At 56.4% G+C, this 24,627-nt stretch carries 19 protein-coding genes; 11 read left to right on the plus strand and 8 right to left on the minus strand.

Going from position 1 to position 24,627, the window contains the following annotated elements; genetic code table 11:
• The first annotated feature begins 272 nt into the window (after window positions 1-272).
• The 5 genes from GSQ62_RS19165 (at window position 273) to GSQ62_RS19185 (ending at window position 7,856) form a co-directional block, all read left to right on the plus strand.
• Window positions 273-3,212 (plus strand): PAS domain-containing protein, encoded by a 2,940-nt coding sequence (locus GSQ62_RS19165; RefSeq protein ID WP_161890991.1) that lies wholly within the window; start codon window positions 273-275, stop codon window positions 3,210-3,212.
• 3 nt (window positions 3,213-3,215) lie between these two features.
• Window positions 3,216-3,599: a response regulator gene (locus GSQ62_RS19170; RefSeq protein WP_161890992.1), complete on the plus strand. Its 384-nt coding sequence runs from the start codon at window positions 3,216-3,218 to the stop codon at window positions 3,597-3,599.
• 214 nt (window positions 3,600-3,813) lie between these two features.
• Entirely contained in the window at window positions 3,814-5,238 is a 1,425-nt protein-coding gene (locus tag GSQ62_RS19175) for a phytoene desaturase family protein (RefSeq protein WP_161890993.1), read from the plus strand.
• Between the two features lie 192 nt (window positions 5,239-5,430).
• Window positions 5,431-5,895 (plus strand): DUF1569 domain-containing protein, encoded by a 465-nt coding sequence (locus GSQ62_RS19180; RefSeq protein ID WP_161890994.1) that lies wholly within the window; start codon window positions 5,431-5,433, stop codon window positions 5,893-5,895.
• Window positions 5,892-7,856 (plus strand): tetratricopeptide repeat protein, encoded by a 1,965-nt coding sequence (locus tag GSQ62_RS19185; protein WP_161890995.1) that lies wholly within the window; start codon window positions 5,892-5,894, stop codon window positions 7,854-7,856. Before GSQ62_RS19180 ends, GSQ62_RS19185 begins: the two co-directional genes overlap by 4 nt.
• Before the next feature lie 422 nt (window positions 7,857-8,278).
• Here the strand turns inward: GSQ62_RS19185 and GSQ62_RS19190 are convergent, their stop codons facing one another.
• Entirely contained in the window at window positions 8,279-8,557 is a 279-nt protein-coding gene (locus GSQ62_RS19190) for a hypothetical protein (RefSeq protein ID WP_202621806.1), read from the minus strand.
• Window positions 8,558-8,767: 210 nt separating this feature from the next.
• Window positions 8,768-9,388: an HAD family hydrolase gene (locus GSQ62_RS19195; RefSeq protein WP_161890996.1), complete on the minus strand. Its 621-nt coding sequence runs from the start codon at window positions 9,386-9,388 to the stop codon at window positions 8,768-8,770.
• A 209-nt stretch (window positions 9,389-9,597) separates the two neighbouring features.
• On the opposite strand from GSQ62_RS19195, the gene GSQ62_RS19200 reads away from it, so the two are divergent.
• Window positions 9,598-9,855 (plus strand): hypothetical protein, encoded by a 258-nt coding sequence (locus GSQ62_RS19200; protein ID WP_161890997.1) that lies wholly within the window; start codon window positions 9,598-9,600, stop codon window positions 9,853-9,855.
• 209 nt (window positions 9,856-10,064) lie between these two features.
• On the opposite strand, the gene GSQ62_RS19205 is transcribed toward GSQ62_RS19200, so the two are convergent.
• Window positions 10,065-11,900: a sugar-binding domain-containing protein gene (locus GSQ62_RS19205; RefSeq protein ID WP_161890998.1), complete on the minus strand. Its 1,836-nt coding sequence runs from the start codon at window positions 11,898-11,900 to the stop codon at window positions 10,065-10,067.
• A 420-nt stretch (window positions 11,901-12,320) separates the two neighbouring features.
• Between GSQ62_RS19205 and GSQ62_RS19210 the strand changes: the two genes are divergently transcribed.
• From GSQ62_RS19210 to GSQ62_RS19220, 3 genes are all read left to right on the plus strand, one after another.
• Window positions 12,321-13,574 (plus strand): glycosyltransferase family 1 protein, encoded by a 1,254-nt coding sequence (locus GSQ62_RS19210; RefSeq protein WP_161890999.1) that lies wholly within the window; start codon window positions 12,321-12,323, stop codon window positions 13,572-13,574.
• Complete coding sequence (glf, locus tag GSQ62_RS19215) at window positions 13,571-14,836, plus strand: UDP-galactopyranose mutase (RefSeq protein ID WP_237586828.1); 1,266 nt, start codon at window positions 13,571-13,573, stop codon at window positions 14,834-14,836. Before GSQ62_RS19210 ends, glf begins: the two co-directional genes overlap by 4 nt.
• Window positions 14,837-16,090: 1,254 nt before the next feature.
• A complete protein-coding gene (locus GSQ62_RS19220) occupies window positions 16,091-16,321 on the plus strand; it encodes a hypothetical protein (protein WP_161891000.1) in 231 nt (76 codons plus the stop codon).
• 55 nt (window positions 16,322-16,376) lie between these two features.
• Here GSQ62_RS19220 and GSQ62_RS19225 read toward each other — a convergent pair whose 3' ends face one another.
• From GSQ62_RS19225 to GSQ62_RS19245, 5 genes are all read right to left on the minus strand, one after another.
• Window positions 16,377-16,715, minus strand: a complete 339-nt coding sequence (locus GSQ62_RS19225) for a hypothetical protein (protein ID WP_161891001.1) — start codon at window positions 16,713-16,715, stop codon at window positions 16,377-16,379.
• Between the two features lie 182 nt (window positions 16,716-16,897).
• On the minus strand, window positions 16,898-17,260 hold the full coding sequence (locus GSQ62_RS19230) for a hypothetical protein (protein WP_161891002.1): 363 nt from the start codon (window positions 17,258-17,260) through the stop codon (window positions 16,898-16,900).
• Between the two features lie 758 nt (window positions 17,261-18,018).
• A complete protein-coding gene (locus GSQ62_RS19235) occupies window positions 18,019-18,609 on the minus strand; it encodes a dioxygenase family protein (protein WP_161891003.1) in 591 nt (196 codons plus the stop codon).
• A 68-nt stretch (window positions 18,610-18,677) separates the two neighbouring features.
• Window positions 18,678-19,355, minus strand: a complete 678-nt coding sequence (locus tag GSQ62_RS19240; RefSeq protein WP_161891004.1) for a YceI family protein — start codon at window positions 19,353-19,355, stop codon at window positions 18,678-18,680.
• A gap of 91 nt (window positions 19,356-19,446) precedes the next feature.
• Window positions 19,447-22,455: an outer membrane beta-barrel family protein gene (locus GSQ62_RS19245; RefSeq protein WP_161891005.1), complete on the minus strand. Its 3,009-nt coding sequence runs from the start codon at window positions 22,453-22,455 to the stop codon at window positions 19,447-19,449.
• A 266-nt stretch (window positions 22,456-22,721) separates the two neighbouring features.
• Between GSQ62_RS19245 and GSQ62_RS19250 the strand changes: the two genes are divergently transcribed.
• Window positions 22,722-23,786, plus strand: coding sequence for a sensor histidine kinase (locus GSQ62_RS19250; RefSeq protein WP_161891006.1), 1,065 nt, complete (start codon window positions 22,722-22,724; stop codon window positions 23,784-23,786).
• On the plus strand, window positions 23,783-24,526 hold the full coding sequence (locus GSQ62_RS19255; RefSeq protein WP_161891007.1) for a LytR/AlgR family response regulator transcription factor: 744 nt from the start codon (window positions 23,783-23,785) through the stop codon (window positions 24,524-24,526). The genes GSQ62_RS19250 and GSQ62_RS19255 overlap by 4 nt, the downstream gene beginning before the upstream one ends.
• The last annotated feature ends 101 nt before the right edge of the window (window positions 24,527-24,627 follow it).

Consider the following 24,627-nt stretch of genomic DNA (forward strand, 5'->3'; position numbering starts at 1 on the left):
CCGCAAGGGGCAGAGCCTTTTTTGTGTATATAAGTGAAACGCTCCTGGATTTATATATACCACAACTAACCTCCTCTGCCAAAAGTTATTTTGATTTCCGTAGTCCCCTTTCTGCCGTTTTCCAGCAGGCGGGACTGGCCGCCGAAGCGCTTGCGACAACCATCATTTTTTAAAAAATACTACCAATCGCCGAAAAAGCAGCCTAACTTAGTGGAGACTGACAGCCTTTTGTGTTGCCCATCGTAAATGGAGGCTCTATTTTGTTAAACGACATGAATCTTTTCAAAGACGGCGGGGAGATGGGTGCCCTGATGGAAGCCTACGACTGGGACAGCCATCCGCTGGGCAGGCCCGAGGGCTGGCCCCAGAGCCTGCAAACGGGCACCCGCATGATGCTGGGCTCCGGCTTCCCGATGTTTATATGGTGGTCGGGCGAGTTTTATATGTTTCACAACGATGCCTACCTTCCGGCGCTGGGCAACAAGCACCCGCGCGCGCTGGGTGCCAGCGCGCGCCACATGTGGTCTGAGATATGGGGGCAGTTGGGGGTAGTCGCCGAAGGCATCCTGAGCGGTGCCAGCCGTCATTTCTACGCGCAGGAGCTGCTGGTGACCCTGAACCGCAGCGGCTTTCTGGAAGAAACCTACTGGACATTCTCCTACAGCCCCATGCCCGACGACAGCGGCAGCGCGGGCGGCGTTTTCTGTGCCTGCACCGAGGTTACCGAAAAAGTGCTGACGCAGCGGCGCCTCCACACCATCCGTGACATAGCGGCAGCCACGACAGAGTCACTTTCTGTGGACCAGGTGTGCCGGCAGGTATGCGAACTGCTGAACCGGAATGCCCAGGATATTCCGTTCAGCCTGCTCTACCTGCTGAACGCGGAGGGTACGGTTGCCAGCCTCAGCGGCGTGTCTGGCGAGACAGGCGCAACCACTATATATAAGGAAATTGAACTGGCCGCACCGGCAGGCCAGGAAATTGCCAGTACAAACCGCGATCAGGAAGCACAGCCGCACCTGCGCAACAGGCTCCTGAACATTCCCGACGGTATCTGGAAGCTTGGCTCGGACCGGGCGGTGGTGGTGCCGGTGTACCAGCCCACAGAGAGCCGGCTGCTTGGTTTTCTGGTGCTGGGCACCAGCCAGCGGCTGCCTTACGACGCCGCCTACCAGGGCTTTCACCAACTCCTGGCCGGGCAGGTTGCCGCAACCGTCTCCAGCATCAGGTCCCGGAAGAACGTGGAGGCAAGGGAACAGAGCATGCGCCAGCTGGCCAATTCCATACCGCATCTGATACTCACCGCCAAAGCCAACGGGCTTGTGGATTACGCCAACCAGCAGTGGTACGCCTATACAGGCTTCACGGAGGAGGAAACCATGGGATGGGGATGGGTTAGCGCCATACACCCCGAGGACGCTGGCCGGGCTGCCAAAGGCTGGGGGCATGGGCATGCCAACGGAGATAACATTCTTCTCGACTACAGGCTAAAGCGGGCCGATGGACAGTACAGGTGGCACCGGGTGCATGCTGTGGTCGGTTTGAGCGGGGATGACAGCAAGGCCAAGCGCTGGTATGGCACCATCACCGACATACACGACCAGAAATTGGCCGAGGCAGACCTGCAGCAAAGTAAGGCACAGGAGCAGGCCGCACACGCCGCGGCAGAGTTACAGCGCACCCACCTGCAAAGGCTCTTCCAGCAGGCTCCCGCTGCCATCACCATCCTAAGCGGCCCCGATTTGGTGTTCGAACTGGTGAACCCGGGATACCAGCAACTGTTCCCGGGCCGGCCGTTGCTGGGGTTGCCCGTGCTGGAGGCGCTGCCTGAGGTGTCCAGCCAGCCTATCTGGACGATCCTGAAGAACGTGTACCAGACTGGTGAGTCATATGTGGGGAATGAGGTGCGGCTGATGCTGGCGCGCGTCGAAGGGGGGCCGCTGGAGGAGATTTACTTCAACTTCATATACCAGGCGCGGCACGACCAGGAGGGCCGGGTGGATGGCGTGCTGGTGTTTGCCTATGAAGTGACGGATCTGGTGGAGGCACGCCACAAGGTAGAGAGCAGCGAGGAGCAGCTCCGCATAGCCATTGAAGCGGGCAACCTGGCCACCTTTAACCTGGATCTGCTCACCAACACCACCACCCGCAGCGGCAACCACGACCAGTTGTTCGGCCATGAGTCGGAGTTGCTGGAGTGGAACATGGACGCCCTGCTGCAGCACATGCTACCCGAAGACCGCCCCACGGTGCTGGAGCAGTTCAAGGAGTCTATCAGCAGCGGCAGGCTTTTCCTGAACCCGCGCATTGTGCGGCGGGACGGGGGGCTGCACTGGGTCGAAGGACATGGCAAAGTGTTTTACGACGGGATGAACCAACCGGTCCGCATCGCCGGTGTTGTGGCCGATGTAACCGAGCGCAGGCAGGCCGAGCAGCTGCTGCGGAACCTTACGACCGATCTGGCTGCCGCCAATACCGCTATCCAGGCCAGAAACCAGGAGCTGGCCCAGACAAATGCGCAGCTCACCCGGATTAACACCGACCTCGATAATTTCGTGTACACCGCTTCCCATGACCTGCGCTCGCCCATTAACTCGATGGAGGGCCTGCTGAATGTGCTGAAGGAGCAACTGGGGCATAAGCTGGGGGAGGAGGAGCAGGTGCTCATCCGGCACCTGACCGCTTCCATGGCTAAGCTGAACCAGACCATCCAGGACCTTTCGGAAATCGTGAAGGTGCAGAAAGACACCGACCTGCCCCTGGAGGCCGTTTCGGTGGCGGACGTGCTGGCGGACGTGCTGGCGGACCTGGAGGACCGGGCCAAAGCGCTTTCGGCGGACATTGCCTTCGAACTGGAGGTGGAGTCGCTTGATTTTCCGAGGAAGTACCTGCGCAGCATCCTGTACAACCTGCTCTCCAATGCGATCAATTATCGGCACCTAAGCCGAACACCCCGCATCCGCGTGCGTACACAACGGAAAGACAGGCAGGTGCAGCTCTCCGTCTCGGACAACGGGCTTGGCCTGAACGACCGGCAGTTGAAAAAGCTTTTCGGCATGTTCCAGCGGATGCACCCACACACAGAGGGGAGTGGTATCGGGCTTTATACGACCAAACGGGTGGTCGAAAACTACGGGGGCAGTATAACAGTGGAGAGCAGGGAAGGGGAAGGCACTACTTTTTATGTAATATTCAGAAGTGCTGCGACATAATTTATGCAACAGATCAATCACGTTTTACTGGTAGATGACGACCCGGCAAGCAATTTTCTGGCGCAGCTGCTATTCAGGAAGATAGGGACGGTGTCGCATGTTTCGGTGGCCGCTAACGGGAAAGAGGCGCTGGACTTTATATCAAAACAACACGGCAAGTGCGGCCTCCCGGATCTGATCCTGCTGGACATCAACATGCCCCTGATGGATGGCTTCGAATTCATGGACCATTTCCAGCAACTCCCCGGGCACCACCTTACCCGCGTGGTGCTGCTTTCCTCCTCTGTTTCCTCAAAGGATGCCCAAAAAGCAGCCAGCTATCAGTTCAAGGGCTTCATCAACAAGCCCCTCACCAAAGAGAAGCTGGCGCATATAATAGAAGACTAACCTCCCCTCTCGCCCTCTTGCTCCGGCTCCGGTTTTATATAGGCAGATAGAAGAATACCTGTATAGCCCGCAGCCGCCAACAAAGCGATTCAGGTGCCGTATCAATTGGGCAGGTATATATAGATGGTGCGTCCGGAGGCTCACCGCTATTATATCTGACCTGCCTGCGCCGGGGCGGCAGGAAACAAATCCATCCTCCTAAAAAACATATCCTTTGGATAGAAGAGACGTTGACGCGGTTGTGGTGGGCTCCGGCCCGAATGGGCTGGCGGCTGCCATTACGCTGCAGCAGGCGGGGGCCTCGGTGCTGCTGCTGGAGGCCAAGGACACCATCGGCGGCGGCCTACGGTCGAAGGCACTCACGTTGCCGGGCTTCGTGCATGATGTCTGCTCGGCCATACACCCGCTTGCGGTTGAATCTCCTTTCTTCAAAACTCTTCCGCTTGCCGAACATGGCCTCCGGTATGTGTTTCCGCCTCTGTCGGCGGCGCACCCCTTCGACAATGGCAGGGCCGCTGTGCTGGAGAAGTCGGTGGAGGCAACGGCCAGGCGCCTGGGCGCTGATGCGGGTGCTTATGACAGACTGCTGGCGCCCATCGTGAAAGACTGGCCCAGGCTGGCGCCGGAGTTGCTGGCTCCGCTGCACATCCCGGACCACCCGCTGGCCATGGCAAAGTTTGGGCTGCAGGCGCTGCCCTCTGCTGTGACGCTCGCCAACCGCCATTTCCGCACCGCCGAAGCACGCGGACTGTGGGCAGGCATGGCGGCCCACGCCCTACAGCCCCTCACCAACCTAACGACATCGGCCATCGGGCTGGTGCTGATGGCAGTGGGGCATGTCAAAGGATGGCCCGTTCCGGTGGGCGGGTCAGGGAGCATTGCGGATGCCCTGGCGTCCTACTTCCTATCGCTCGGGGGGAAGATAGAGACAGGGGTATATATAGACCACATAAGCCAGCTCCCGTCGGCCCGCGCCGTGCTGCTCGACCTAACGCCCCGCCAGTTGCTGCAGCTAGCCGGGCATCGGTTCTCGAGCCTATATAAATGGCAACTCGGCCGCTACCGCTACGGCATGGGCGTGTTCAAGATCGACTGGGCTTTGGACGGGCCCATTCCCTTTACGGCCCCGGAGTGCAGGCTGGCCGGAACAGTGCATCTAGGCAACACGCTGGAGGAAATCGCCCGAAGCGAGCACATCACCTCGCAGGGGGGGCACCCGGAGCACCCGTTTGTGCTGCTGGCGCAGCAAAGCCTTTTCGACACGGGCCGGGCTCCCGCCGGCAGGCACACCGCCTGGGCCTACTGCCACGTTCCCAACGGCTCTGAGGCAGACATGACGGCAGCCATCGAGCGGCAGGTGGAGCGCTTTGCCCCCGGTTTCCGGGACCTCATCCTGGCCAGGCACGTGATGAACACCGCCCAGATGCAGGCATATAACCCCAACTACATAGGCGGGGACATCAACGGCGGCATTATAGACATCGGGCAACTGTTCACAAGGCCCGCGCTGCGCCTCTCGCCATACCGCACCTCTGCCAAAGGCATCTATATCTGCTCGTCCTCCACCCCGCCGGGCGGGGGCGTACACGGCATGTGCGGCTTCCACGCTGCAAAGCGGGCTTTGAAAGACCTGTTCTAAGGCTGGCAGCTTCAGCGATTCCGACAAATTATATATAAAGCTTCATGATGATATATCCATTCTAATTTGTATTTTAGGATGAGGAATCTGAAGGCAAGCGAAGGTTGCGTTCTGGCGAACTGCCCCCTGTGATTTCCACTTTCCAAAGCCGGACCATATCCCTTAACCGCATTCCTATACCTATATAGCATTATGAAGCACAGCATCTTTGAGCAGGGCATCAAGCAGGGGCTGTTCGAGCGCGTGGACAGGCTGCAGCCAGATACAAAAGGGAAGTGGGGAAAGCTGCGCGTGGAGCAGATGGTGCGGCATCTGTCGGAGGCCAACGGCATGGCCTTCGCAGATATACCGATGCCGGACAGGAGCAACCTGCTTACCCGCACGCTGTTCAAGTGGATGTTCCTGAGCAATATAAAGCCGCCTGGGCGCGAGGAGGGAAACATCAGGACCTTCCCGGAGGTGGATGTGGTGCAGCTCGGGACGGTGGTGGAGGACCTGGAGGCAGAAAAAGTGAGGTATAAAAACTCCGTGGAGCGCCTTCTGGCTGCCCCGCATCTCCACCCCACGCACACGGCTTTCGGTAAAATGACCCGGGAGGACTGGGGGCTTCTGGCCTACGCGCATGCCGACTATCACCTAACTCAGTTTGGCGTTTGAGCACCATCAGCAAGGCCGTTCAGGTGCTGGAGGAGCAACTGCAGGCCGCCACAGACCCCATTGCGCAGGTTGATCTGCTCAACAGCATCGCGTACGAAGCCCGCCATACCGACACGGACCTGTCGTTGCAGAAGAGCGGCCAGGCGCTGGAACTCGCGGAAAAAGCCTCGTACCAGAAAGGGATGGGCCATGCGCTCCTGAACCGGGGATTTGCTGAAGTGGTGCTGGCGAATTATTCGGCCGCTTACCAGACGCTGCAGAAAGCCGCCGCCATTTTTGAGACGCTGCAGGATGAACAGGGGCGGGCGCATGTGTTTTATAACCTGGGGCTTGTATACCGGGGCATCGGCGACTTTGGACAGGCGCTGGAGGCATTTCAGCAGAGCCTCGTTCTGCGGCAGTCGCTGGGCGACAGGTCGGGCGAAGCCGCCTGCCAGATGCAACTGGGCTACCTGTATATGCAGTCAGGCAACATTGAAGAAGCAGGCAATCGCTACAGGAAGAGCCTTGCCATTCAAAGGCAGCTGAACGACCGGGCCGGAATTGCCGCCGCGCAGATGGGCACCGCCATCATTCAGCAGAAAATGCAGCAGTTTGGGGAAGCGGAGGCCAATCTGCTCGAAAGCCTGGCTATCCGGAAGGAACTGGGCGAGATGCACGGGTGGCTGGTTTCCTTGCATTACCTCGGCGAGTTTTACCTGGAGCGGGACAGGCCGGAACAGGCGGAGAAATACCTGATGGAAGCCCTGGAGCTGTCTAAACAGCATTCCAATCCTTTTCCGGCTAACCTCTGCCGGTTATATACCTGCTTGGCCAGGCTATATATAAAAGGGGAGCGATACCTGGAGGCCATCCAGTACCTGCAGCAGGCGCTGCAGAACGCCGAGAAAGCAAACCTGAAATACCTGTTGTACGACATCCACCTTGCCCTGTCTGATGCATACCGGAAACTCGGGGACTACCGAAGCGCACTCGCGAGTTATGAAAAGTACCATGTGTGCAAAGAGGAAACCATCAACCTCTCGGCCAGCACTAAACTGAAGAACCTGGAGCTGCTCAACCAGATAGAGACCGGAAAGAAGGAGGCGGAGATACACCGGCTGCGCCACGTGGAGCTGAAGGAGGCGTACGACCAGCTGAAAGAGGCGCAAAGCAAATTGGTGCAGTCGGAGAAGATGGCCTCGCTCGGGGAGCTCACCGCGGGCATCGCCCACGAGATTCAGAACCCGCTGAACTTCGTCAACAACTTCTCGGAGGTCAGCCTTGAGCTGCTGCAGGAACTGCGCGAGGAACGGCAAAACCCTTCGCGCGACCCTGCCGTGGAGGAAGACCTGCTGACGCACGTGGAGCAGAACCTGGCAAAGATATTTTTCCATGGGAAGCGGGCCGACAGCATCGTCAAGAATATGCTGGAGCACTCCAGGGCCTCGGGAGGCGAAAAGCGGCCCATTGAGCTAAACGCCCTGGCTGAGGAGCACCTGCGCCTCGCCTACCACGGCCTGCGGGCAAAGGACAAAGACTTCAACGCCAAACTGGAGACATGCTTTGATCCGCAGCTGGGCAGGGTGGAAGTGGCGCCGCAGGAGATAGGCCTGGTGCTGATCAACCTATTCAACAACGCCTTTTATGCAGTGCAGCAGAAGATGCGGCAGGCCTGCCCCGGTTACCAGCCGCTGGTGCAGGTAAGCACGCGCAGGTATGAAGACCATTTCGAGATAAAAGTGAGAGACAACGGCACGGGCATCCCCGAAAGCGTGATGAAGAAGATTTTCCAGCCTTTTTTCACCACCAAACCCACCGGCTACGGCACCGGGCTCGGCCTGTCCCTCAGCTACGACATCATTACGAAGGGCCACGGGGGCGAGCTGCTGGTGGAGTCGGAAGAGGGGTCATACACGGAGTTCACGGTGAAACTGCCGCTTGTTGCTGCGCCCGCCGGGAGTGGCGAGGACGAGACGTGAGTTATATATGATTAAGTATAAGAACATAAGTATCAGGACTCTATGTGTTATATATTAGTTATCTTCAAAGGCTTGTGATATACAATGCTGAAAGGGATATTGCAGATTAATCTTGTCCGGGTATATATGGGGAAACAACGTTCAACTACGAACAGCAGCTCTGCTGGTAGCCCTGTCGAACCACCTGAGCATGCCAATTGGATTTGCTCCAGGCACAACAATATTCCCAGACCTAATCTCAGGCAGAAAAGGGTTTGGAATAGAACTCATAAAGGGATGTGCCTGCAAAACAAAACGCCGCAGCGGCACCCTGTCAGACGGGTGCCGCTGCGGCATTTTTAAAAAGGAAAGAGAAAGGCTCAATCACCTCCTGCTCTTCTGCTACTTCGTGAACTGCCGTCGGTTAACGGCAGCCGGTTATTTTAGGATTTGCTGTCGTGGCCGAGGAGCTTCACCATCTTGTTGTAATTGCCCAGAAGCAGGAAAGACGGTGCCCACTGGCCAACAAAAAGCGCTGTTTTATCTTTTTTCATCAGCTTCAGGGTCAGCGATACAGCCATAGAGCCCAGGGCAGCCCACAGGTACACGTCAGAAGGTATTTTTGAGGTTTGCTCTTCAATCATGCTTGCCACCGGGCCTTCTCTGTGCTCGGGGTTGGTTCTTGCTGCTTTCGCCTTCAGGTCATTCATTGATGTTTCCATAGATCTTTATATAAGTTTAATTTGCGATACTTCCTTACCAAACGTGGCAGGCACCGCTATTGTTTGCAAAACAGGATTAAAATTATTGCGGGCTTTGGCCTGGCCTGGCAATGCAGCGCCCACAGGAATCCCAATAGGAACCGTTTTTTGAGTTCAGGGCCGCTTCGTGCCATTGCGGCGGGAATGTACGGGGCGTAACCCAACCCTCTGCTATTTAGGGTAAGGCTTTATCTTTTTGTCTTTCAGCACAAAGGCCTTTTCCGCCATGTCCAGGATGTCCTCTTTGCTATCCGAGTAAGCCTCTGTCACCCTGAAGGGCTTGTCCGCAAAGTGCTTCTCTATCCTGCACACCTTTTCCTCGTCTTTGCAGGCCTTGCCCAGCACTTTGTAAGTTTCACCGTCGTACGCCACCTGCGTTCCGGCGTAGCCGTCTATTTCATATAGCCGGAAAAGCGGTGCCACATACAGCTCCAGCCCCCCTGTCGCGCAGAAGAGCCTCACGCCTTGCCTCTTCAAGCTGTCGAAGTGCTCTTTCAGCTCCTTGTTGAAATTTTCGGGGTACTCTTTCTCCCAGAACTCCGTGGCGTAGGCCTCCACCTGCTCCGGCGGAATTTTATCGAGGTAGTTAAAGAAATTCTCCTTGAACTCTGTTTTCCTGATCTGGTGGAGTTTGCGCAGCAGCTTGTAGTATGTCATCTGGAAGAAATACCCCACCCGCTTTGGCCGCTTGGTGCAGATAAACTCGTAAAACTTGTCTTTCGAACTCTTGTTGTAAAAAGTCTTGTTCAGGTCGAAAACAACTACCTTCAATTCTTCTTCGCTTTGTGCCATTGCTTTCAGAGGGTTAAGTTTCAGGTTGATGACACTATCACGAGGCGGACCGCCGTTTTGTTGGTGCTTTTAAACGATTTAACAGAAACTGGTGTACTGTAGGAGGATGGATGCGGCCGGAGAACCCCGCCCGCCAGTGGTATCAGTCTGTTCCCCGGCTGGATTCGGCCATATCCATACCGCGCGCCCGGCACCCTAGGTAGAGACATATGTTAGAATTTTCGATATTTCAGCGGCTGCCCTCCTGGAGCCAGGCCGAGGCACTGACAAAATACGGCACCGTGCTCGCCCAAAGGCAGCACCAGGAATGGACAGTCTCGCTTTACTCCCTGAACAACCGCTTTGTGGAGCTTTGGGAAAGAGGGGGACTGCACATCACAACCTCCTTCCGCGCAGACGCCACTGCGCTTGCCATTGCAGAGCCCTATCTGGAGCATATCGATCTGCAGCATCTCTCTGGCAGCTGAGCCGGGCGATTAGGAAAACGGTTGCATATATGAGGGCGCTATCGGTTCACCCCCTATATGCAAATTGGAATTGTTCCGCAGCTATATATAAAGTTATACCCGGAAGTGGTGACCGCAGGGATTTACAGCAGCATGAAGCATATGTAAAACAGCTCAAGGTTTGAGCCTATATAGGTTGATGCCTTGCTGTAGCATTAAACCGTTTAGGCTTAGTCCCCCTCCCGCGAGCGGAGCAGGCCAGCGGGCACCAGCAACTTGCCGGTAAGAGGCTCAATGATGCCGTTGCGCTCGTCTTCGATGTCGGTGGCCTGGGTGTAGACATCACCGGCAATTGGGCGGTTGCGGAGTTCCTGCTTGTAGGCGCGGATGCGCTCCGCCCGCTCCCCCGGCCCCTGCGGCCCTCCGTAGTCAGCAAACCCGAAGCCGCCCCACTCGCTCACAATCAGCGGCGACTGCCCCCTGTAAAAGTAGGGGTCTCCGACCACCAGCGGGAAAGCCGCCACGCCCTCCAGTTGCCCCTGCGTCAGGGCATCGAGCAACTCCCGCCACCTTTCCAGTTCCGGGGTATATAAATGGGCTGTCAGGATATCGGACTTCAGCTTTCCCTCGAACGAGATATGCTGCCAGCCATCGTTGTCGACCACCAGAAACTGCGGGTGCCGGATTTTCATATAGTGGTAGGTATTGATGATGTACTGGCGCGTGTCCGGGTTGGTGGCGATGTCCTGGGCTCCCCAGTCCTCGTTATACAGGCTCCAGATCACCACCGAAGGGTTTGTCTCGATCAGGGCGAGCATCCGGAGCAGCTCGGCCCAGTGGTTCTCCCGGCTTTTCTGGGTAGAGCTGTGTGGGCTGGGCACCTCCACCCACAGCAGCAGCCCTATGCTGTCGGCAAGGTTATAAATGCGGGGATCGATTCCGGCGATGTGCACCCGCACCAGGTTGCAGCCCAGTTCCTTCATTGCGAACATATGGCGCCGCGTCTCCTCATAGGTGGAGGTGCCGGGCTGATACAGGATGCCGTCTATGTAGATGGACTTGTTGTTGAGGTAGAGGTAGCGGCCCCTGGCCTCAAACTTACGCAGCCCGAAGTGCGCCACGATCTTTGCGGAGTACCCGTTGGCGTCAATCAGCTCCGCCACCAGGCGGTATAGGTGCGGGTTGTCCGGCGACCACCACTGGGTGCCGGGTGCGTGTACCACCATGTTCTGCTGTTTCTGCCCGGCGTTCAGGCGCAGGTTAAAGTCGGAGGTATAGAGGGGTTCTGCCTGCTGCTCGTCACGCTCATATATCCGGATACGGATGGTGTAGGGCCCCGGGTCGTGGATGCGCGTTGTCAGGTTGAAGCGGATGAGGGAGTCTTCGATGATGCTCACCACGCCCACCCGTGACCGGAGCCGGTTGCGCTCCACGGTCTCCAGCCAGACACTGCGCACGGCCCCGGTCTGTGTCTGGTACCAGATGCCGCCCCGCTTGTACACATGCGATTCCTGCTTGCCCCGCGTGGTTTCTGCGCTCATCGTGTCCACAATGCGCACGGTCAGGTGGTTCACGGGCAGCAGGTGGTCTTCCTGTATCTCGTATGAGAAGGAGGTGTACTCCCCGTAATGCACCTCTTCCCCCTCAATGGTGCTCAGCAGGCGGCCGTTCAGCCACGCGCGGGTCTCGTAGCCGCAGGCTCCGAAGGTAAGCTGGAACATGGTTGGGGATGCGTTCAGTACTTTTTCAGGGCGTTCGAACTCACGCTCATACCAGGCAATCACTTTGTCCTGCCACGGGGCCGCCAGTTGGCCCTTGGCCGCTGTCATATGCTGCTCTACGGAGCCCGGCCAGTTGGCGGTGTGTTCATACCTGTAGCCCAGATACCAGGCCTCGCGCAGGCCACGGTCCTCCGGGTCCAGGGCAAAGTACCACTCCCCATCCAGCAGGTAGTGCGAGTTAGGGCGCAGCACCGCCCGGGGCAGCGGGTTCTGAGCGCCCCAGGCAGCGTGAGTGTCCTCTGGACCTTCGGTAGAGCTAAAATTAGAATGTGCTGTAGTAGCCATATGCTGTTGTTTGTAGGATGTGCGGTTCCGGTTTTCTGAGTATAACGGAATTTCTCTGCTGCGGATAAGGCAAGCGCTGCTAAACCGGGAAACTCCGATGCTCCGGAACAGCGCTGACCAGGGGCAGTGGCCGGCGTTTCATGGGCCTCCCGCGGCGGCTGTCCGGGGCCTGTCGCTGTGAGCAGCACGACCACTGCATAATTCAGAATAGCTATATATAACTGTTTTATATATGGTGTTAATACTTAGGGTTTTATATGCGGTTGTAGGTATATATACATGAAGCCGGATAGGTTGTGATTTTATTACTGATATTCAGAGTTAAAGCATTCACTTTTTTCGTTCGCCAGCGTACTACCTCAATCGGCAGCATGCTGCCTTTCTATCACCCCTCACCAACACATTTAAGAAAACGAGCGAATGTTTAAAGAGACACCGGAACCACCAGTGCAGCCTGCGGCTGAGCCTGTCAATTCGAATGGAGCGGCAGCCGACCGTGCTCCCGCTAAAGAAACCAAGCAGAAGGAGATTGAAGAGAGAGAATTTTTGCGGCACATGCCGGATGTAGTGTGCCTGTCGCACTTGCGCTGGGATTTTGTGTACCAGCGGCCGCAGCACCTGCTCTCCCGCTTCGCGCACTGTGCGCGGGTGTATTTTGTGGAGGAGCCGATGTTTGAGGACACGGATGTGCCTTACCTGAATGTATCCGAGCGGGAGGGAGGCGTGCAGGTGGCCGTGCCGCGCCTGCCGCACGGGTTCAACCCCGAGCAGGCAGAAAGCGCGCAGCGCGAACTGCTGGACGAACTGCTGAAAGAGCAGGAAATTAACCGCTACGCCCTCTGGTATTACACCCCCATGGCGCTGGGTTTCTCCGCTCACCTCACACCGCTGCTCACCGTCTATGACTGTATGGACGAACTGGCGGCTTTCAAGTTCGCACCACCGCGCCTGAGAGAGTTGGAGGGGGAGTTGTTCCAAAAAGCGGATCTGGTGTTCACAGGTGGGCGGAGCCTTTACGAGGCCAAGCGCAACAGGCACGCCGCCATATACGCCTTCCCCAGCAGCATCGACAAGGCCCACTTTGCCCAGGCCCGGCAGGAACTGCCGCAGCCGGAAGACCAGGCTGCCATACCGACTCCACGTCTCGGGTTTTTCGGAGTGATTGACGAGCGCCTGGATATAGCTTTGCTGGACGCCCTGTCCGAGGCGCGCCCCGACTGGCAACTGGTGGTGGTGGGGCCGGTGGTGAAGATTGATCCGGCTTCGTTGCCCCGCCGCGCGAACATCCATTACCTGGGCGGCAAGTCCTATACAGAACTGCCCGCCTACCTGAGCGGCTGGGATGTGGCCCTGCTGCCCTTTGCCATCAACGAATCCACTGCTTTCATCAGCCCCACCAAAACGCCGGAGTACCTGGCGGCAGGCAAGCCGGTGGTCTCTACACCTGTCCGTGACGTGGTGCGGCCCTACGGGGAGGAGGGCCTGGTACACATCGCGGCCACGGCAACCGAGTTCGAGGAGGCCGTTGGGGCGGCGCTGGCACAGAGAGGGGATGAAGCGTGGGCGCGGAAAGTAGAGGGATTTATGTCAAACATGTCATGGGACCAAACCTGGGGGCAGATGGTGCGCCTGATGGCGGAGGCGGCGGGACAGAAGAAGGAGAAAAAGGCATGAGGAGCAGCATAAGCAGCGGGGAGTTGGCGCTGGAGATAAATAATGGCATTTTTGACTATTTAATCGTGGGGGCAGGTTTTGCCGGCAGCGTGCTGGCCGAGCGGCTGGCCACACAGCTGGGCAAGCGGGTGCTGATCATCGACAAGCGCCAGCACATCGGCGGCAACGCCTACGACCACTACGACGAGGCGGGGGTGCTGGTACACCGTTACGGCCCGCATATCTTCCATACCAACTCCAGAGAGGTGTTCGACTACCTTTCCGCCTTTACCGCATGGCGGCCTTACGAGCACCGGGTGCTGGCCAGCGTGGACGGGCAACTCGTGCCCATGCCCATCAACCTGGACACGGTGAACAAGCTTTACGGTCTTACACTTACCTCTTTTGAGCTGGAGAGCTTCTTTAAGTCCGTGGCCGAGGAGGTGCCGGAGGTAAAGACTTCGGAGGACGTGGTGGTAGGCCGGGTGGGGCGGGAACTGTATGAGAAGTTTTTCCGCAACTACACCCGCAAGCAGTGGGGCATGGACCCCTCGGAACTAGACAAGTCGGTGACGGCAAGAGTGCCGGTGCGCACCAGCCGCGACGACCGCTATTTCACCGACACCTACCAGGCGATGCCTCTGCACGGTTACACGGCCATGTTCGCCAAAATGCTGGATCACCAGAACATCAAGGTGATGCTGAACACCGATTACAGGGAGGTGCAGGACATGGTGCGCTACAGGGAGATCATATATACCGGCCCGGTGGATGAGTACTTCGGCTTCAGGTATGGCAAACTGCCCTACCGTTCACTGGAGTTCCGGCACCAGACGCTGGAAACGGAGCGGCACCTGCCGGCGGCGGTCGTGAACTTCCCCAACGAGCATGCCTATACACGTGTCACGGAGTTCAAGTACCTGACGGGGCAGGAACACCATAAGACGAGCGTGGTTTATGAGTACCCGCAGGCCGAGGGGGACCCCTACTACCCGGTGCCGCGCCCCGAAAACGCCGAACTCTATAGAAAATACCGGAAGCTGGCGGAAGCCGAGGAAGGGGTTCACTTTGTGGGCAGGCTGGCCACGTACCGCTATTATAACATGGACCAGGTAGTGGCACAGGCCCTGACCCTTTACAAGCGGCTGTCCGGGCTGGAAGAGGAGCCTGCAGCAGCAGTGAAGATTCCGGAGACACGGCGAAAAATGGCGGCTGTGGCTGCAGCCGAGGCACCGTCGCCCAGAAGCACCATCAGCATCAACGGAAACGGCAAGCATATCTGATCGCTTTCCCATGCTTGGCATAGTGTACAACTAGTTACATTTCATATATAATCAGGGGTATATATGCCATTTGCTCAATTCATAGTTGAAGGTTGGCTATGATGCAAATTAAAAGAACCGAACTTGTGGCGCGTCTGCTGCGAATGAGTCGGCATACAGGTCGCCACTATCTTCAAGCCAGCAAAGTAAAACAATGGATATGGAGAGAGACCCTGTTGGGGCACCCGGTATTGCGCACGGGCAAAATCCCTTCCTGCCTTTCTGGATGGCGGGCTTTGAATGCACCGATAAACTGTACGCCTTTAGGCAACAGAGTAGATTAAGGGCCACCTGCAACTGCAGGGGCAGGACTACCGTCGCCTGAGGTTCACATAAAGACCGTGCGCGAAGGCATCCGCTGGAGCCAGGTGGAGCTGAGCCCCTATGTATATGACTGGTCAACGGTGGGCCATATGCTGAAGCAGGGTTTTCTAATTGAGAGACAATAGATAATATATAAGTATTATATAATCAGACATATAGCATCTGCATCTTCATTCATATATAGAGGATGCGTATACCTGCCATCACTCGGAGCTAATATCGATTTTGAACATCGTGCCTTTGTTTTCGGAATATACGGCTTCCATTTTGCGTTCCAGCAGGCACCCCCGGTTCTGGATGCTGTGTAGCCCGATGCCTTTCGGATATAGGGGCGGCGTGGGCGCATGGAATTCAGCAAGCGCATCAGGGGCGCCGCCAGGATGCAGTACCCGCAGGACGCAGTGTTTGCGCCGTTGCCGCACAACGTTATCCGGCAGGGGTACAGAATATATCGTGCCGCTGGCCGGGCCGCGGAAATCAAGGTGTGTTGAACGCCTTCTCCTGCTGCAGAATCACATTTTCCGGGCTTTCAACTCAGTTTTCGAGGCACAGGATTTTGTAACGCTAAACAGTGCTGCTTACGTATTGGTCAACATAAAATGCAGCTAATCCAACATATTTCAGGAAATATGGCACTAAAACCAAGTAAGGACTGTATAAGGAGTGAAACATATAAAGGACTACTCTATCTCGGATAAATCTAATGCATCGGTGTTGGCGGGAGAGGGGGAAGGAAGCGAGCATGAAAACAAGCGAAACACTATGAACTTTGTTGATTTAAGAACAGGTTACTATTTAATGAGCTTTGCTGATTTCGAGTCGGCGGTTACCGCTTCGGAAGCTCTTTGCGCAAAAGGGTTTAAGGTGGCATATCTTAACGAAACCTCCCATATGCGCGAGTGCGAGGTGGGTTCGTACGTGCGGAGCTTTGAGTCTGCTGACACGCGGCAGTACCAGAATTACCATTACTCCAGAACGGAGCATGCGAAAGTAAAGGCGGTAGAGAGCCTGAAAACAGCGCTGGAGGTGCTGGAAGCGAAGAACCCGCAGCAGGCGAAGTTCCTCATGGTGCTGGCCCCCCAGAAGGCAAAGGCTCCGAAGTTGGGACAGTTCATGCTGTAAAATCGCTGCCGGACAAAGCGGCGAAACCAGCTGCTATCGCTCCAACAAAGCTGTATCAGCTGATTTTGCTGCTTATCCGGATATATCCTTTGGTGTAGATGCGCTTGCCACTTTCTTCATCAAACCCGTACCAGACGTCTGCTATATAGGCAGGTGTGCTGTAGCTGGTCACAAACTCCTCGTTGCCGTCAATGGTTTTATAGTCGGTCACCATCTCGTAGCCTGCGCCCAGCGCTTTGTAATACGCTTCATCGTCATCGTCGGCTTCTTCGAGGCAGCGGTTGTAGATGTGGTGGTAGCTGTCGGTCACCGCTTCGTAGAGGCGCTGCAACTCCGGTGTCTCGAACGCCATGTATCCTTCCTCGTCTTTTGTCCAGGTGCCTTGTATTTCCATATCGGCTAAGTTAGCAGAAGTGCATGAGAAGTAAACAACTCCGCTGAAAGCTGAGCCTCACGGAGTGGGCGCGCCTTCAGGGGATGATATAGTGCCTTAGCCGAATTATTTGCCATATAAATTGTGCTATCTGTTCTTTACGAGGTTTTTATATGGTGTAGTATAAAGTTATGCTATAGATGTCAGGCCTGCACGGGAAGCTGAACCTGACCGAGTGCATCAATGATTTTCTCTGCCTCATCTGAAGAATACGCCTCGCGTATATAGTCTTCGTTGATGGTGAAACTGGGCGCCGCCGGGTCCCCGTCAGCCTTGTACTCCCTTCCTTCGGTCAGGCCGCTTTTTCCGGTTATGTCCAGGTTCGCGACAAGAGCGTTCGCGCGGTGCCGAAACGCCGCCCGGATAAGGGCCTCCCCTTTCTCTCCGCTGCTGGGCGTTTCCGGTTCGTGCTGCTCCGCCTCCTCCCTGATGGCCTGCGGGTCCAGGTCGTTTACCTGGCATATCTGCTCAAAAACAGCCAGTTCGGTTTCTTTCTTGTTTTCCATAGTTATGAGTTTATATATGGCTTTAACGGCTGTCAGGGCACAAGGTCGCATATGGCCCGGCAAAATTGCGCGCCACACCCGTGTCGAGGAGTCTATATAGCCAGGATGTGATTTCCTTTCGCCGAAGAGATATGATCCACCCCGAACCTCCCTCAAGAGAAGAGTCTTTTACATATAAATAAGATTCATCTCCCTGAAGGGTAGGGGGATTTCCAATCCGCAGGATTCAGTCAGCTTTATAGATACGCAGCCTGATTTATATAGCCTTTAGAGCATAAATGAAGCGGGGAAGACGAGCCACTGAAGAATATGGCTATATATAGCCAAAGTTCAGCAGGCGCTAAAACTTTCAACCGGAGCCTGCGGTTGCTTTTGAACAGGAAATCGGCATCAAGTGCTGTGTAACACTTGTGTAAATTATTTAGAAATATGTTCATGCTCAACGTTATATAGGCACAGGAGGAATTATCCCTTTAATATGGATTAGACTGTCTCAATCAGCAAAGCAGAACAGCAGCTGGTCCATCGCTCCGCCTTCCAGAAAGCAACAGCTATGTGAAAAAAGAAAGAAGTATCCACCTCCTGACTATATATGATTGCGTGCAGAGGAGGAGGAATTGTAGGAAAGGGCAGTTTTATATATACTTGACCTAATATAATAGAGCATATATAAAAAGAAAATCCCGGCTACAGGCCAGGATTCTCAGTCAACCATTGTATGAAATAGAAATAACTTTAGGGTTTAAAACTTTCGTGTGCTATGCTTTCAGCACAAAAGTATAGCTGGCATTTGTGCCTCCGGAGGCTTCCGAAACTTTCATCAGGAGCGCCGGCTTGAAAATGTAATCCCGCTCATTACCGGGCTCCCCGGGGAAGTATAGCTGCGTCGTGAGCACAGGCTTGTCCGGGCCCTTCACCTTGACATGGAAGTGGCGCGTACGACCGGGGTAAAGCCCCGGCACAATTGTTTCGAGCCGGAAGTAGCCCTGGCTGTCGGTGTACTGGTGCCCGCGCAGCCGGTAGCCGTCGTTGTCGTAATTTCCCTCGTCGTCGGCGTGCCACCAGTCCAGCAAGGCACCGCTGACGGGTTCGCATTTGGTGTTCAGCACCTGCCCGGTCAGCACAAGAGCCGTGCCCTTCATGCCTTTTTCGCGGAGGTTGCTTCGCTCTGGGGAGCGGGGGGTATAAAAGGGACCTTCTGTCTGAGAGGGGGTAGGTTCATCGTGGTCGTCGCACTCCGGCGTTGGCTCCAGCAGCTCCCTCCGTCTGAAGAAGGGAACAGCCGAAACCAGGCCCAGGAATGGAATAGCGGCGATGAGGGACAAAATGCGGCGCCTCTTGCTGTTCATATACCTATTGCTTTACATCTATAAAAATCCCAAATAAGTAACGCGCGACAACCCCCTCAGCATATATTTTACCTGCTGCCCAGCGACTGGCCACCGCCGCCCGCCTTCAGCTTCAGGTCGATGGTGAAGATATCTTCGATGATTTTGTCTGCCGCCGTGCCCAGCATGCCGGAGCGGTACTTGATGTCCCACTTGGTGCGGTCCAGCTCTATTCTGGCGGCTGCCTCCGCTGCCTTTCCGTCCGTTTTTACCGTGGCCGGGAAAGTGATGGCGTTGGTGATGCCCTTGATGGTGAGGTCGCCGGTGATGGTGTAGTTGGGAGCTCCCGCTTTTGCTTTCGCTATGGGGGTTGCTTTCGTTATCTTGAATGTAGACACCGGGTGCTTCTCCGCCGAGAAGAAATCCTCTGACTTCAGGTGATTGGTCAGCTTCGCGTTAAATTCCGGGTTCGTGATGTCGGTGTCCGTAATGGAAGTCATATCGATTTCAAAACTGCCCCCCACCAGTTTGCGGCCGTTCACTTCCAGGTTGCCGCTGGCCAGTTGCACCGTTCCGGTATGCTCGCCGCCAAATTTCTTTGCATTCCAGGTCATGGTGCTGCCTGCGGTGTTTACCGGCAGGGTGGTCACGGCCACGGCGGTGGTTGCAGTGGCTCCCTTAATAGGATTGTCTGTGGCGGCAACGCTTGCGCTGTGCAGCATGGTGGCCAGGGCCAGGGCGCTTAAAAGGACAGGATAGTTTCTCATACTTGATCGGTTTATAGGTTATAGTTTATACCTGTGTAATATAAGCCAATACGCCCGGTTTATATATAGCCCGGACGCCATGGCGTAATTTTTACTGAACCCGCTCCAGCGTTATTTCCATCGGCTGGCCCTGGAACTCTGCCTTCAGCGTAATCCTGTCACCTGCTATATGTCCTTTGTGGAGGATATCGTTTCCTTCGAAAGAAAGATTAAAGGTGAATTCATCGCCCATCACCATCCCGTCTGTGATGGGCGTCTGGCCCATTGGCGTCTGCATGGTTCCGGTCAAGGTGGTGTCATCCGCCACCAGGTCCAGGTTCAATTCAGCCCCTCCCACGGTGCCTTTCCAACGGCCGGTCAGGTTCTGCTGTTGTGGGCTGTCGGCCTGCACAGGGTTGGCCACTGTGGTGTCTGCGGGCGTGGCCGGTGCTTCTACGGCAGGAGCTGTGGCTGGCGACTGTACGGGTGCTCCACCTGGGCGAACCCCCTGCGGCGCACTGCCTGTTGCACCGCCCCTTGGGGCTGCTCCCTGCGGCATGCCGCCGCCCTGTGGCGCTGCAGTTGCCGCCTGCGGCATAGCGCCAGCCTGTGCGCCACTTTCGCCGCCGCCTTTCAGGTCGTCGTTGTTCACTGATTTGCCTCTTCTTCGGGGGCCATCCGTCATCTTGCCGATGCGGTAGCTCAGGTTCACCTTGAAGTTCATGTTGTGCATCACGTTGGTGCTCGTCTGGGAGAAGGTCGGCGTGTTCAGTTCGCTTCTCATCCGCATGGTTTGCGACAGGAAGTTCTCAGCGCCGAACCCGATGCTGCCCTTGCCCTCGTTGAAATCCTTCTTCAGGTTGAGGCTGTAGATGCCGAAGCCGCCCCGGCTGCCCTGCAACTGCACCTGGCTGCCCCGATAGAAGCCGAAGCCCTGGATGCCCCAGCCCTGGCCCAGGTTGTAGTTACCCATCGCCCGGACGTTGTAGACCACGCCGCTGTTGCTTGCCTGTTGGGCAGGGTCCTCGGCGTTGTTGTTCAGCACGGCGTAGTAAATGTCGGTGCCGCCGTTCAGCGTGAGTTTGTTGCTCAGGTTGATGCTGCCGAAAATGCTTCCGCCGTATGCCTCCTCCTGGCCGATGTTTGAAAAGGTTGTCACCAGTACCCCGTCACCCATTGGTTTCCTCACCGCCTGTATCGAGTTATTGGTATTGCGGACGAAAGTGGAGAAGTTGAGCGACGTTGTTTTGAAGTACGTGCTGTAGGACAGCTCATAGTTGTTGGTGTACTCCGGGTCCAGTTCAGGGTTACCCACCGTTGGCAAAGCCTGGTTCGGGTTCTGAACGTTCGGGTTCAGGAACTCCAGCGACGGGCGCTGGATGCGGCGGTTGTAGGCCAGCTTCACGGTATTGCCGTCCTTCAGCCGCTTCGACAGGTTAATGCTCGGCACCAGCACGCCATATGACGGTATACTCACATCTTCCTCGACTTCCTTAAACTTGGCGTTGATGGTGGTGTACTCGTAGCGGGCACCTGCCTTTACGCTGTAGTTGTTGACTGTGGTGAGCGTGTAAGACAGATAGCCCGCCGTCACATCCTGGTTGTAGTTGAACACGTTTCCAGCCACTTCTTCAAAAGGCCCGGTATCGCCAGCCGTAAGGGTCTCGTAGTCGCTGGTCACCTGGCGCGTAATCTGTTTCACGCCCAGCTCCACCATCTGATTCTTGGCTATCGGGTTGGCATAGTCCAGCTGCACCGTAGACTCCTGGTTAAAGCTCTCGTTGATGTTCTTCAGGCGGCGCTCTATCGCCTCCGCGTCACCGCTATATATCAGGTTGAGGAAGTCGTTGGTGCGGTTGTTACGGCTGAACTGCGTCAGCACACTGAATTCGTGCTGTGGCTTGTCGAAGGTGTGGGTGTAGTTGAGGTTCACGTCCACTGTCCCGGAGTTGTCGGTAGTTTCCACATCACGCAGGGAAGTGCTTAACAGGGAGCCGCCCTGGAAGAACTGCGAGAGCAGGTCATCCTGGTTGGCATGCCAGTTCCGCACCCCGTACTGCACCGAACCATTGAGGTAGTTCTTCTCGTTGATGTCGTAGTCCCAGCCGAGGGTATAGCGCCCGAACATCATGTTGTTGCTCGTCTCCGCCTCCTGCCGGATTACGTTCTGTACCCCGTCCACCAAGGTTGTCTGCTCGTTTTCGAAGCTGCCGGGCGTGTTGTAGCCCATGCGGCCGAAGCCGCCCAGCGAGAAGCCCATCTTGCCGGTGCGGTAGCTGCCGTTCAGGCCCAGGTTGGCGCCTCGCAGGCCCACGCCGGTGTCAACGCTCAGCGAGCCGCCCTGCAGGGTGTTCTTCTTCGTCACGATGTTGATGATACCGGCAGAACCTTCCGCGTCGTATTTTGCCGAAGGCGAAGTGATGACCTCCACCGACTTAATCATATCGGCCGGAATCTGCTTCAGGGCATCGGCCACACTGCCCGCCGTGATGGTGGAGGGCCTGTTGTTGATGAGCACCTTGATGTTCTGGCTGCCGCGCATCGACACGTTGCCGTCCAGGTCCACCGACAGCATCGGCACCTTGCGCAGCACATCCGCCGCGTCGCCGCCTTTGTTCGATTCGTCATTCTCGGCATTATATACAGTGCGGTCCACTTTCTCCTCTATCATGGCGCGCTGCCCCTCTACCACCACCTCATTCAGGGCTTTGGCGGTGGAGCTGATGCCAATCTTGCCCAGGTCAACCGAGGCGTTTTTGTCCGATATTACCAGATCCAGAGTCTTCGCCTCATAGCCTATAAAAGAGACGGCCACTTTATAGGAGCCGCTTGCCACTTTCTCTAAAGTGAACTTTCCTTTGTCGTCGGCCATCGTGCCATCCACCGGCTGGTTGGTGGTGGGGTTCACGAGGGCAATGGTGGCGTAGGGCACCGGCTGCTGCGTGGCGGCATCCACCACCGTGCCCGTGATGCTGCCCGCCACCGTGGCGGGAGCGGCAACTGCGGCGGTGGCCCCGGTGGCGTTTGTGGAAGCCAGCGGCCCCCCTTCGTTAGCGGGCGACTGCGCCACAACAACCTGGCAGAGGCAGGCAAGGACGAGCGTAGAGAGTAATTTGTTCATGGTGTTGACTTTTGCATATAAATCTGAACAAAGCAAATCTTTCCCCGCCGGATAAAAAAACCGAATAGACTGGCGGCTGCCAAACGCCGACGAGCAGCCTGGATCAGCCGATGATCACGGTTATGCGGAAAGTGCCCGTCGGGCACGGCAAATCATAGGTGAAATAGGGGCCAGCCGTCGGTGAAATAAGCTAAGCAGTAGATAAGGAAGGCTTTGGAAGTGAATCGGTTGTAGGTTTGTAATATATAGCTATATTAACCGTCACAATGGCCAATACCTTCATAAACCGACACGGGTACCTCCTGATACAGGGGCTGGTGCTGCTTGGGCTGCTGCTGCTGTTGTGCCAGCCCCTAGCCTGGGACATCGAATTGCCTATACAGTTCTGGGTGAAGCAGGGCGTCGTGTTTGTCCTGTGGGTGGGCCTTTTTTACCTGAACACGAACCTGCTGGTGCCCCGGCTCCTGTTTGAGAACAGGGTGGGGGCCTTTACAGCAGCCATACTCGGTGCGGTGGTGTTCGTGGTGCTGGCGAGCATAGTGGCGGATGTGTGGCTGAACCTGCCGGAACTGATGCACCAGGCCTTTAACCCAGGTGAATCGGGGAAGCCGCACAAGGGCGGTACGTATGTGAATCCGGTGATGATGCTGGCCACCCTGCTGGTGCTGGGCATCAGCACCAGCATCAAGACGGTGCAGAAATGGCAACTGGACGCGGAGGTCCGGCAAAGCCTGGAGCGGCAGAAAATCAGCTCGGAACTCTCGTTCCTGAAAGCACAGATAAACCCGCACTTCTTCTTCAACACCCTGCACAGCATCTACGCGCTCACGATGATCAACATCGAAACCTCCCGGGAGGCGCTCCATACGCTGTCGCGGATGATGCGCTATGTGCTGTACGAAACACAGTCGGGCACCACGTTGCTGAGCAAAGAGATTGAGTTCCTGGAGGATTACGTGAACCTGATGAAGCTCCGGCTGACAGAGAAGGTGACGGTGACGTTCGAGCGGCCGTCGCCGGTGCAGGACGTGCTGGTGGCCCCGATGCTGTTTCTGCCATACGTGGAGAACGCCTTCAAGCACGGTGTGAGCGCGCTGCTGCCGAGCAGGATATATATAGGCATACACCAGCAGGGGCAGGCGCTGGAACTGGAGGTGCGCAACACGATACTGCCCGAAAAGCGCGTGGTGCTGGAGGAGAGCAGCGGCATTGGGCTGGTGAACACCAACCGGCGCCTCGATTTGCTTTACCCGGGGCATTATAACCTGTCCATCACAGACAAAACGCCGGAGAACGAATACCGCGTACACCTAACGCTGAACCTGACATGAAACTGAAATGCATCGCCGTGGACGACGAGCCCCTGGCGCTGGGCATGATCGCCGCCTTTATCGACCAGACCCCTTTTCTGCAACTGGTGGGGCGTTACTCCAGCGCGGTGGAGGCGCTGCACGGGCTGCACCAGCAGCCGGTGGATTTGGTGTTCCTGGACATCCAGATGCCCGACCTGAGCGGCATTGAGCTGGCGCGTGTGCTCGACAAGGGCGAGTACGGCGTCGGGCCCCGCATCATCTTCACGACCGCCTTCAGCCAGTATGCGCTGGAGGGATATAAAGTGGATGCGCTGGATTACCTGGTGAAGCCCTTCAACTACGCCGATTTCCTGAAGGCGGCCAGCAAGGCGCAGGCCTACGCGGGGCTGCTGCAAAAGCCTGTCGCCGCCCTGCCCGCCCCGGCGGCCGAGCCGGAAGAAGAATACCTCTTCCTGAAAGTGGAGTACCAGCTGGTGCGCATCGCCTTCAGTGATATTTTATATATAGAGGGACTGAAAGATTACGTTAAGGTCCACCTCGGGAGCGAGGCGAAGCCGATCCTGTCGCTGACGAGCCTGAAGGCGCTGGAGGAGAAGCTGCCCGCCCGCAGGTTCATGCGCATCCATCGCTCCTTCATCGTGGCCCTCGACAAAATCAGCGCCGTTTCCCGCAACAAGGTGCAGATAGGGGAGACCAACATTGCCGTCAGCGACCAGTACAAGGACGCTTTCAACCAGTTCCTGAGCCGCTGGGTGTAGCTTTATATATACTGATCAGGGAAGCTGTTTTATTTTATATATGCGCGGCGGTGTCGTAAATTGCCGGATGAGCTGGAAGCAGCAGCAACTTAAAACGCCTA

Source organism: Pontibacter russatus (genome assembly GCF_009931655.1).
GTDB lineage: Bacteria > Bacteroidota > Bacteroidia > Cytophagales > Hymenobacteraceae > Pontibacter > Pontibacter russatus.

Excerpts from the sequence above, each read along its gene's own strand:
- GSQ62_RS19165 (WP_161890991.1), top strand. The coding sequence starts at position 273 with ATGAATCTTTTCAAAGACGGCGGGGAGATGGGTGCCCTGATGGAAGCC.
- GSQ62_RS19170 (WP_161890992.1), top strand. The coding sequence starts at position 3,216 with ATGCAACAGATCAATCACGTTTTACTGGTAGATGACGACCCGGCAAGC.
- GSQ62_RS19180 (WP_161890994.1), top strand. The coding sequence starts at position 5,431 with ATGAAGCACAGCATCTTTGAGCAGGGCATCAAGCAGGGGCTGTTCGAG.
- GSQ62_RS19190 (WP_202621806.1), bottom strand. The coding sequence starts at position 8,557 with ATGGAAACATCAATGAATGACCTGAAGGCGAAAGCAGCAAGAACCAAC.
- GSQ62_RS19195 (WP_161890996.1), bottom strand. The coding sequence starts at position 9,388 with ATGGCACAAAGCGAAGAAGAATTGAAGGTAGTTGTTTTCGACCTGAAC.
- GSQ62_RS19200 (WP_161890997.1), top strand. The coding sequence starts at position 9,598 with ATGTTAGAATTTTCGATATTTCAGCGGCTGCCCTCCTGGAGCCAGGCC.
- GSQ62_RS19205 (WP_161890998.1), bottom strand. The coding sequence starts at position 11,900 with ATGGCTACTACAGCACATTCTAATTTTAGCTCTACCGAAGGTCCAGAG.
- GSQ62_RS19210 (WP_161890999.1), top strand. The coding sequence starts at position 12,321 with ATGTTTAAAGAGACACCGGAACCACCAGTGCAGCCTGCGGCTGAGCCT.
- glf (WP_237586828.1), top strand. The coding sequence starts at position 13,571 with ATGAGGAGCAGCATAAGCAGCGGGGAGTTGGCGCTGGAGATAAATAAT.
- GSQ62_RS19220 (WP_161891000.1), top strand. The coding sequence starts at position 16,091 with ATGCGCGAGTGCGAGGTGGGTTCGTACGTGCGGAGCTTTGAGTCTGCT.
- GSQ62_RS19225 (WP_161891001.1), bottom strand. The coding sequence starts at position 16,715 with ATGGAAATACAAGGCACCTGGACAAAAGACGAGGAAGGATACATGGCG.
- GSQ62_RS19230 (WP_161891002.1), bottom strand. The coding sequence starts at position 17,260 with ATGGAAAACAAGAAAGAAACCGAACTGGCTGTTTTTGAGCAGATATGC.
- GSQ62_RS19235 (WP_161891003.1), bottom strand. The coding sequence starts at position 18,609 with ATGAACAGCAAGAGGCGCCGCATTTTGTCCCTCATCGCCGCTATTCCA.
- GSQ62_RS19240 (WP_161891004.1), bottom strand. The coding sequence starts at position 19,355 with ATGAGAAACTATCCTGTCCTTTTAAGCGCCCTGGCCCTGGCCACCATG.
- GSQ62_RS19245 (WP_161891005.1), bottom strand. The coding sequence starts at position 22,455 with ATGAACAAATTACTCTCTACGCTCGTCCTTGCCTGCCTCTGCCAGGTT.
- GSQ62_RS19250 (WP_161891006.1), top strand. The coding sequence starts at position 22,722 with ATGGCCAATACCTTCATAAACCGACACGGGTACCTCCTGATACAGGGG.
- GSQ62_RS19255 (WP_161891007.1), top strand. The coding sequence starts at position 23,783 with ATGAAACTGAAATGCATCGCCGTGGACGACGAGCCCCTGGCGCTGGGC.